Consider the following 8,682-nt stretch of genomic DNA (forward strand, 5'->3'; position numbering starts at 1 on the left):
GCACGGCCGGCACACCCGCCTCGGCGAGCCATACCGCGACGTCCAGTTCGCGGCGCGCCCGGCCGAGAAGTTCGGCGTCCCGGCCGACCTTGACGACCAGGTCACCGGCGGCGAACACCGCGTTCTCGCCCAGAGCGAGCAGCCGCGCCGCCCCGGCCGCACCGGGCAGCACCCCTGCCGCGTCCAGTACGTCCCGCGCCCGTGCCTCGTCCATCGTCCGCCTCCGTCGTCCACGCCTCGACCGTCGGGTTCCGGCCATCCACCGGTCAGTGTCGCATCGGCACAGGTGGGACGGCGTACGCGGTGCCTTGACGAGGCATATGGCCTCCACGAGCATGACCAGGCCGGCCGAGCCGCGCGAAGGGGCTGATTCCGTGACACCGGTGACCGAGGCAGCATCCCCTTCGCCCCCTCCGCCGCCCTCGCCGCCTGCGTCACCGAAGTGGCGGACCGGCCGCAGACCCGGCGCGGGCCGGCCCCGGCACGCCGTCGGCCACGGCGCCTGGTTCCTGGTGCTGCCCGCCCTGATCCCGATCCTCGTCCTCAGCGCCGGTCCGCTGCTGTACGGCATCCTGCTGGCCTTCACCGACGCCCAGTCGGGCCGCACCGAGCCCACCCGGTGGATCGGCGCCCTCAACTTCCGGGACCTGCTGCAGGACACGCTGTTCTGGGAGTCGTTCCGGGTCGGGCTGGTGTGGGCGGTCGGCGTGACCGTGCCGCAGTTCCTGCTCGCGCTGGGCCTCGCCCTGCTGCTCAACCAGGACCTGCGGCTGCGCTGGCTGGCCCGGGCCCTGGCGATCATCCCCTGGGCCATGCCCGAGGTCGTCGTCGGCATCATGTGGCGGCTCGTCTACAACCCGGACGCGGGCATCCTCAACGAGACCCTGCGCGACCTCGGCCTGGGCAGCGGCCGGGACTGGCTCAGCGGACTGGCGACCGCGCTGCCCGCCGTGATCCTCGTCGGCGTCTGGGCGGGCATGCCCCAGACGACGGTCGCACTGCTCGCCGGGCTGCAGAACACCCCGCGTGAACTGCACGAGGCGGCGGCGGTCGACGGCGCGGGCGCCTGGCGCCGCTTCCGCACGGTCACCTGGCCCGCCCTGAAACCCATCGCCCTCGCGATCACCGCGCTCAACCTCATCTGGAACTTCAACTCCTTCGCCCTCGTCTACGTGCTGACCAACGGCGGTCCCGGCGGCAGAACCCGGCTGCCCATGCTGTTCGCCTACGAAGAGGCCTTCCGCTACGGGCAGTTCGGCTACGCGGCGGCGATGGGCTGCGTGATGGTGGCCGGGATCTCGATCGCCCTGGCCGTGTTCCTCGTCGGCCGCCTGAAGGGAGGTGACGACGCGTGAAGACCGGCCGCCCGGCCCGCGTCGGCCAGTACGCCGCGCTGCTCGCCTACCTCGTCTTCCTGGCCTTCCCGTTCCTCTGGCTGGTCTCCACCGCGTTCAAGCCACCGCGCGAGCTGGGCAGTCTGCACCCCACGTGGATCCCCGAGGACCCCACCCTCGACAACTTCCGTCAGGCCTTCGACGAACAGCCGCTGCTGCAGGCCGCCCTCAACTCCCTGCTCGCCGCGCTCGCAGCGGCCGTCGTCGCCGTGCTCATCGCGACGCCGATGGCCTACGTCGTCGCCCGGCGCCGCACCGGGCTCGCGAAGGCGGTGACGGGCTGGGTGGTGGTCAGCCAGGCGTTCCCGTTCGTCCTGCTGATCATCCCGCTGTTCCTGGTGCTGAAGAACCTCCGTCTGATCAACTCGGTGCCGGGGCTGGTGCTGGTGTACGTGGTGTGGGCGCTGCCCTTCGCGCTGTGGATGCTCGCCGGGTACGTACGGGCCGTGCCGCCCGAGCTGGAGGAGGCCGCGGCGGTCGACGGGGCGGGCCGGGTACGGACGCTGGTGTCGGTGACCGCGCCGCTGCTCGCGCCGGGCATCGTGGCGACCGGGCTCTTCGCGTTCATCACCGCGTGGAACGAGTTCTTCTTCGCGCTCGTGCTCCTCAAGACTCCGGAGAAACAGACCCTGCCCGTGGTCCTCACCCACTTCATCGGTGCCGAAGGCGTCGCCGACCTCGGCCCGCTCGCGGCCGCCGCGTTCCTCGCGACCCTGCCCTCCCTGGTCGTCTTCGCCCTCATCCAGCGGCGGATCACGGGCGGCATGCTCACCGGGGCGGTGAAGAGCTGATGCGCACACGCCTGCCGGCCCTGGTCCTGGCCCTTCTGCTGCTCCTCGCCGGCTGCTCCTCCGGCGGTACCCGCGACGACGGCCGGATCACCCTGCGCTTCCAGTCCCTGGCCTGGCAGGAGGAGTCAGTCGAGGCCAACAAGCAGCTGGTGAAGGAGTGGAACGCCACCCACCCGGACGTCAGGGTCGAGTACGTCCAGGGCAGCTGGGACAGCGTCCACGACCAGCTCCTCACCGCCTTCGAGGGCGGCGAGGCACCCGACATCATCCACGACGCCTCCGACGACCTCGCGGACTTCGCCTACGGCGGCTACCTCGCCGACCTCACCGGCCTGCTGCCCGCGAGGCTGACATCGGACATTCCGCAGCGCAGTTGGGAGACCACGACCTTCGGGGACGGCGTCTACGGTGTGCCGTTCCTCCAGGAACCGCGCGTGCTGATCGCCAACGCCACCTGGCTCAGGAAGTCCGGCGTGCGGATCCCGACGGCACAGCAGCCGTGGAGCTGGGCCGAGTTCCGCCGGATCACCGAACGCCTCAGCGGCCGGGGGAAGTACGGCGTCGCCTGGCCGCTGAAGGAACCCGTCTCCGCCACGCTCAACCTCTCGCTCTCGGCGGGCGGACAGCTGTTCCACCGCGGGCCGGACGGCAAGGTGACCGTGCGGTTCGGTACGGCCGACCAGATGGTGCCGCGCACGGTTCACGCCCAGGCGAACACCGACCGCAGTGCCTCTCCGACGACCCTGGGCAGCGGCGGCTCCGACACGCTGCCCGGCTTCTTCGCGGGCCGGTACGCGATGGTCCCGCTCGGGTTCTCCTACCGCCAGCAGATCGTGCAGCAGGCCCCCAAGGGCTTCGACTGGGAGGTGCTGCCCGCTCCGGCGGGGGCCGGGGGCCTCACCCAGGGCGTCAGCCCGCAGACGCTCTCCATCGCCGAGGACTGCCCCCACAAGAAGGAGGCCGCGGAGTTCCTCGACTTCTTCCTCAGACCACGGAACATGGTCCGCCTCGCCCTCGGCGACTGGATGCTGCCCACCGGCAGACAGGCCCTGAAGGACCCCGCCCTGCACCGGACGAAGGACGGCTGGGACACCGGCACCGCCCTCGCCGGGCACCTGAGACCGGCACCGGCCCAGTCCGTCCGCGGCTACCCGGAGTGGAAGGACAAGGTCGCGACGCCCGCGTTCCAGGAGTACTACAGCGGGGCGATCGGCCTGCGTGAGCTGCGCGTTCGCCTGGAGGAGGACGGCAACCTGGTGCTGGCGCGTTACCAGCGCTGACCGCCCGCCGCTCCGCCCGGCGTCCGCAGCATCCGGCCATCCTGCGCGGCAGTATGATTGCACGAGACGTCTCGTCTCGCGTACGGTCGGCGCATGACCAGTCGCGCCCACATCGCCATGTTCTCCATCGCCGCCCACGGCCACGTGAACCCGAGTCTGGAGGTGATCCGCGAGCTGGTGGCGCGCGGCCACCGGGTGACCTACGCGATCCCGCCGGTCTTCGCGGACAAGGTCGCGGACACCGGCGCCGAGGTGAAGCCCTGGAAGTCGACCCTGCCCTCGCCCGACGACGACCCGGAGGCGTGGGGGGACACGCTGCTGGACAACGTCGAGCCGTTCCTGGAGGACGCCATCCAGGCCCTCCCGCAGCTGATCGAGGCCTACGAGGGCGACGAGCCGGACCTCGTCCTGCACGACATCGCCTCCTACCCGGGCCGTGTGCTCGCCCACCGCTGGGGCGTCCCCGCGGTCTCCCTCTCGCCGGCCATGGTCGCCTGGGAGGGGTACGAGGAGGAGGTCGCCCGGCCGCTGTGGGAGGAGCCGAAGAAGACCGAACGGGGCCGCGCCTACTACGCCCGCTTCCGGGCCTGGCTGGAGGAGAACGGGATCAGCCGGCACCCCGACGACTTCGGGGGCCGGCCCGACCGTTCGATCGTCCTCCTCCCCAAGGCGCTCCAGCCGAACGCGGACCGCGTCGACCAGCGTGTGTACTCCTTCGTCGGAGCCTGCCAGGGCGACCGCACCGCCGAGGGTGGCTGGCAGCGGCCGGCCGACGCCGAGAAGGTCGTGCTCGTCTCCCTCGGGTCCGCCTTCACCAAGCAGCCCGGCTTCTACCGGGAGTGCGTCAAGGCGTTCGGCGACCTGCCGGGCTGGCACCTGGTGCTCTCGATCGGCAAGCACGTCGACCCGGCCGGGTTCGCGGACGTTCCGGACAACGTCGAGGTGCGCACCTGGGTGCCGCAGTTGGCGATCCTGCAGCGGGCCGACCTGTTCGTCACGCACGCCGGCATGGGCGGCAGCCAGGAGGGCCTGGTCACCGCCACGCCGATGATCGCCGTACCGCAGGCCGCGGACCAGTTCGGCAACGCGCAGACGCTCCGGGATCTCGGCGTCGCCCGCTGCGTGAGCACCGAGGAGGCGACCGGGGAGACCCTGCGCGCGGCCGCCCTCGCCCTGGTCGGCGACCCGGAGGTGGCCCGGCGCCTGAAGGAACTCCAAGCGGAGACGGCCCAGGAGGGCGGTACGCGGCACGCGGCCGACCTCATCGAGGCCGAACTGGCCGCCGCGCGGGGGTCTGCCTGCACCCCGTAGGGCTTTCGGCCGTTCCCTCAGCCGTCAGGTCGTCGTCACACCGCGACGGCCTGACGGCTGAGGGTCAGGCGGGCGTTGTCGAGCGTGGCGTCCATGCGTGCCGATTGACCCTTGGTGAACATGAACATCGCGGCGTCGTCGGTGTAGTCCATGTAGTTCATGAACATGTCGCCGTCCGGTCCGTTGCCGCACGTCACATGGGGGAAGGTGGGGGAACCGGCGTTCGCCCCGGCCTGGTTGGGGGTGTCCGCGACGAAGTCGCTGCCGCTGCACCCCTCGTCGTCGTCGCCCCAGATGTGCCGCAGGTTCAGCCAGTGCCCGATCTCGTGCACGGCCGTGCGGCCGCCGTCGAAGGGGGCCGTCGCGGTGCCGGTGGTGCCGAGGGCGGTGTGGGTGATGACCACGCCGTCCGTGGAGGCGGCGCCTCCCGGGAACTGGGCGTAGCCCAGCAGCCCGCGACGCAACTGGCAGACCCAGAGGTTGAGATAGATGTCCGCGGGCCAGGCGTCCTGGCCCCCGCTCAGGGTGAACTTGACCAGGTCGTCGGTGTCCCAGCCGTCGACCGCGCTCTCGGTGCGTGTGATGCCGTCCGTGGGGCGCCCCAGCGGGTCGGTCCGGGCGAGGTGGAACTGCAGGCGTGCGTCGGCCACCAGGTCCTGCCAGACCGCGGGCACCTTGCTCACGTCCGGATTGCTCGCGCGGAAATCCTGGTTGAGCACGTCGATCTGACTGTGGATCTGGGCGTCGCTCACGTTCTGTTCGGGGTGGCTGTGCACGACGTGCACGACGACCGGGATGTCGATCAGGCCCTGCCGGGCGGTGACCTGATCCATCGACTCGTAGGCGAACGCGGTGTTCTCGATCTGGGCCCGGTTCTCGGCGTACTCCGGGTTCAGGGTGAGGAGTCTGCGGTGCACCTCCATGGCGCCGCACCAGCGGCTGTAGTCGGGCGAGGTGGCGCGAAGGAATGCCTGCGCATCGGACATGGCGTGCCCTTCGAGGGGAGCGGGGGTGTGCCGCGCACGCGGCGGCGGAACTGCGCGTCTGAAACGCGTCGCGAGGGCCGGGCGACGTCGGGCGGAGCGGTCGGTTGCCCGTTCCCTCCGAACCCATACACTGATAATTCTAGTCACTTTGCAGCAATAGCGACAATGTGGACGTCGTCGGACGAGTGAGGTGGACGGGTCATGCGAGAGCCCCCGCCGGACCTTTTCCGCTCGTGGTTCCACTCCTACGAGGAGGACCACGAGGACGTGCGGGTCTACCGGCCGGACGACTTCCCCTTCCCGCCCGCGCGCGGCCGCCGCGGCATGGAGTTCGCCTCCGACGGCACCCTTGTCGACCACCCGCTGGGCCGCGGCGACGCCCCCGGCGCCGTACCCGGCCGCTGGCGGCTCGTGTCGGACCGTCACCTCGCCCTCACCTTCGGGGGCGCCCGCCCGGACCGGGAACTGGAGATCGTGCGCTGCGACGAGCGGGTGCTCCAGGTGCGACGGCTGGTGTAGTGCCCGTTCGCGAACCCGGGCCATCCCAAGTTGAACGAGGAACCTTACGGTTGAGCCGTCAATTTCATTCCGGCTCGGGTGACTTGCCACCCTGCTCTGAGCAGCGGAAACTGTAAATGATGACGTAGAGCCCACCGACACTCCGACTCTGCGCCGCCCCGACGGACGAACAAGGGGGTGACCCGGTGGAGAACGAACTGCACATCCTCCTCACCGAAGAGGACGCGGAAGCCGAACGCGTCGCGGAGCTGACCGGCTATCTGCGTGAGGAGCTGCTCGATCTCGACGTCGACGACGTCACCACGCTCCCCGGCGGCGAGGTCCCGCCCGGAGCGCGGGCCGTGGACGTCACCCAGATCGGTGCCCTGCTGGTGACCCTGGGGAGCTCGGCGACCGCCCTGAACCAGGTGATGACGGTGATCCGGTCGTGGGTGGGCCGTCGCCATGACACCCATCCGTCCTTGCACCTGCGGATGGGGGACGACGTCCTGGAGGTGTCCGAGGCGACCGACGACCAGGTCGCCGAGGCGTTCAGGATCTTCGTCGAGCGCCATTCCAGGGCCGGAGCCGAGCCATGACGGATTCCAGACACGCGCTGATCATCGCCAACGACAGGTACGCCGACCAGGGGCTCAAGAAGCTCAGGGCGCCCGCCCAGGACGCGGCGGCTCTCGAGCGGGTGCTGCACGACCCGCAGATCGGCGACTTCGAGGTGGAGGTCGTACACAACGCCTCGGCCGACGTCATGCGCAGGCGCATCCAGGGCTTCTTCAACGACCGCCGCCGCGCCGACACACTCCTGCTGCACTTCTCCTGCCACGGCCTCAAGAGCGAGTCCGGCGAGCTGTACTTCGCCGCGAGCGACACCGAGCCCCCGCTGCTGGCCGCCACGGCTGTCCCCTCCCAGTTCGTCCGCGGTTGCATGTCCGGCACCCGGGCGGGCCGCAGCGTCCTGTTCCTCGACTGCTGCTACGGCGGCGCCTTCTCCCGGGGCTCGGCCTCCGTGCGCGCTTCGGGAGAGGTCAACGTCCTCGAGTCGTTCGCGAAGGACGAGCCGGTCAGTGGGCGGGGCTGGGCCGTCATCACCGCGTCCGACTCCATGGAGTACTCCTTCGAGGGCAGCGAACTCGCCGAGAACTCCGCTCCGCGGCCTTCGGTGTTCACGCACGCGGTGGTCGAGGGCCTGGAGACAGGCGAGGCCGACCTCGACGCGGACGGCAATGTCTCCCTCGACGACCTGTACGAGTACGTCTACCGGCACGTACGGGAGCAGAACCCCCACCAGACACCGAAGAAGGCGGCGGAGCTGCAAGGGGAGCTGCATCTGGCACACAGCCGGCGCGGCGGCATCAAGATCGTCGCCATTCCCTCGCCGTCCCCTCTGCAGGCGGCCCTGAACAGCGACGATTTCCTCACCCGGCAGGGCGCCGTCACGGAGTTGTGCAATCGGCTGCAGCGCCCCGAACTGGCTGTGGCGGAAGGGGCGCGTCAGCACCTGGGGGAGGTCGCCCACAACGAAGTCCAGCCGCTCGCCGATCTGGCGGCCGACGCCTTGAGCAGGATCCGCCTGGCACCGTCCCCGGACCACCTGGACTTCGGCCGGGTACCGAGGGGCTCGACCCCTCCCAAGCGGTCGGTGACCATGCAGGGCCCACCGCTGGCCCGGCACTGCGTGGTCCAGCCCAAACAGGCGTGGCTGAGGGTGGATCCGACCCACAGCGGTCTGGAGGTCCACGTCGACACGGCTGCGACGGGACACCTCTCCGGGGACCTCGTGCTGAGGGGCGTGGCCGACGAGTCGGTGATCCACGTCGAGGCGGAGGTGACCACGGCGGCCGAGGACGGTCCCACGAAGCTGGAACCGGACGTCCCGGACGACTCCCCACCACCGAAGCCCCGAGTGGAAGACAAGCGGCGCACGGTGGTCATCGAGCCCCCGCGCACCCCGCCCAAGCCCGAGGAGCCGCCCAGGACCACTGGAGACCGGAAGCGAACGGACCGGACAACCCCGTCCCGGCGCGCTCCCGCCCTTGCCGGTGCCGCCCTCGCCCTCGCCGTCACGGCGCTCGCCATGCTCGTCATGGCCATGCAGAGGGGAGTGGTGGCCGTCGTGGCGCGGGCCGACGCAGGAGCGTACGGCAACGTCGAGGACGACGTCCGCGAGCACGGAGCGCTCACACCGCTCATCGTGTGTCTGATCACCGGTGCGGTGGCGCTGGTCGTCGGCGCGTTCGCCCGGCACGATCTGGGCGCACGGCGGGAGCACTACACGAGGCAGGCGGCGAGCGGCACGCACACACTGACCTCGGTCGCGAAAGGTCTGGCGATCCCGGCGCTGATGCTCGCCGTCCTCGCGGGCATCGCCTACCTGGTGGGCAGCGGCGAGTGGTGACCATCTGCC

At 70.7% G+C, this 8,682-nt stretch carries 8 protein-coding genes and 1 pseudogene; 7 read left to right on the forward strand and 2 right to left on the reverse strand.

What is annotated here, in order from left to right:
• Nucleotides 1-214, reverse strand: a pseudogene (locus tag ABT116_RS35935) (aminoglycoside phosphotransferase family protein); the annotation flags it as partial.
• A 160-nt stretch (nucleotides 215-374) separates the two neighbouring features.
• Between ABT116_RS35935 and ABT116_RS35940 the strand changes: the two are divergent.
• From ABT116_RS35940 to mgt, 4 genes are all read left to right on the forward strand, one after another.
• Nucleotides 375-1,355, forward strand: coding sequence for a carbohydrate ABC transporter permease (locus ABT116_RS35940; protein ID WP_502983995.1), 981 nt, complete (start codon nucleotides 375-377; stop codon nucleotides 1,353-1,355).
• A complete protein-coding gene (locus ABT116_RS35945; RefSeq protein ID WP_351642820.1) occupies nucleotides 1,352-2,185 on the forward strand; it encodes a carbohydrate ABC transporter permease in 834 nt (277 codons plus the stop codon). The genes ABT116_RS35940 and ABT116_RS35945 overlap by 4 nt, the downstream gene beginning before the upstream one ends.
• Entirely contained in the window at nucleotides 2,185-3,465 is a 1,281-nt protein-coding gene (locus ABT116_RS35950) for an ABC transporter substrate-binding protein (RefSeq protein WP_351642823.1), read from the forward strand. The genes ABT116_RS35945 and ABT116_RS35950 overlap by 1 nt, the downstream gene beginning before the upstream one ends.
• Before the next feature lie 93 nt (nucleotides 3,466-3,558).
• Nucleotides 3,559-4,776 carry a macrolide-inactivating glycosyltransferase gene (gene mgt / locus ABT116_RS35955; RefSeq protein WP_351642825.1) on the forward strand — a complete coding sequence of 406 codons (1,218 nt, stop codon included), beginning with the start codon at nucleotides 3,559-3,561 and terminating at the stop codon, nucleotides 4,774-4,776.
• A gap of 35 nt (nucleotides 4,777-4,811) precedes the next feature.
• Here the strand turns inward: mgt and ABT116_RS35960 are convergent, their stop codons facing one another.
• Nucleotides 4,812-5,762, reverse strand: a complete 951-nt coding sequence (locus ABT116_RS35960) for a zinc metalloprotease (protein WP_351642828.1) — start codon at nucleotides 5,760-5,762, stop codon at nucleotides 4,812-4,814.
• 201 nt (nucleotides 5,763-5,963) lie between these two features.
• Here ABT116_RS35960 and ABT116_RS35965 point away from each other — a divergent pair, with 201 nt between their 5' ends.
• From ABT116_RS35965 to ABT116_RS35975, 3 genes are all read left to right on the forward strand, one after another.
• Nucleotides 5,964-6,281 carry a hypothetical protein gene (locus ABT116_RS35965; RefSeq protein WP_351642831.1) on the forward strand — a complete coding sequence of 106 codons (318 nt, stop codon included), beginning with the start codon at nucleotides 5,964-5,966 and terminating at the stop codon, nucleotides 6,279-6,281.
• Between the two features lie 185 nt (nucleotides 6,282-6,466).
• On the forward strand, nucleotides 6,467-6,859 hold the full coding sequence (locus ABT116_RS35970) for a hypothetical protein (RefSeq protein ID WP_351642834.1): 393 nt from the start codon (nucleotides 6,467-6,469) through the stop codon (nucleotides 6,857-6,859).
• Nucleotides 6,856-8,673, forward strand: coding sequence for a caspase family protein (locus ABT116_RS35975; protein WP_351642836.1), 1,818 nt, complete (start codon nucleotides 6,856-6,858; stop codon nucleotides 8,671-8,673). The genes ABT116_RS35970 and ABT116_RS35975 overlap by 4 nt, the downstream gene beginning before the upstream one ends.
• Nucleotides 8,674-8,682 lie beyond the last annotated feature (9 nt).

Source organism: Streptomyces sp. NPDC002130 (assembly GCF_040296465.1).
Classification (GTDB): domain Bacteria; phylum Actinomycetota; class Actinomycetes; order Streptomycetales; family Streptomycetaceae; genus Streptomyces.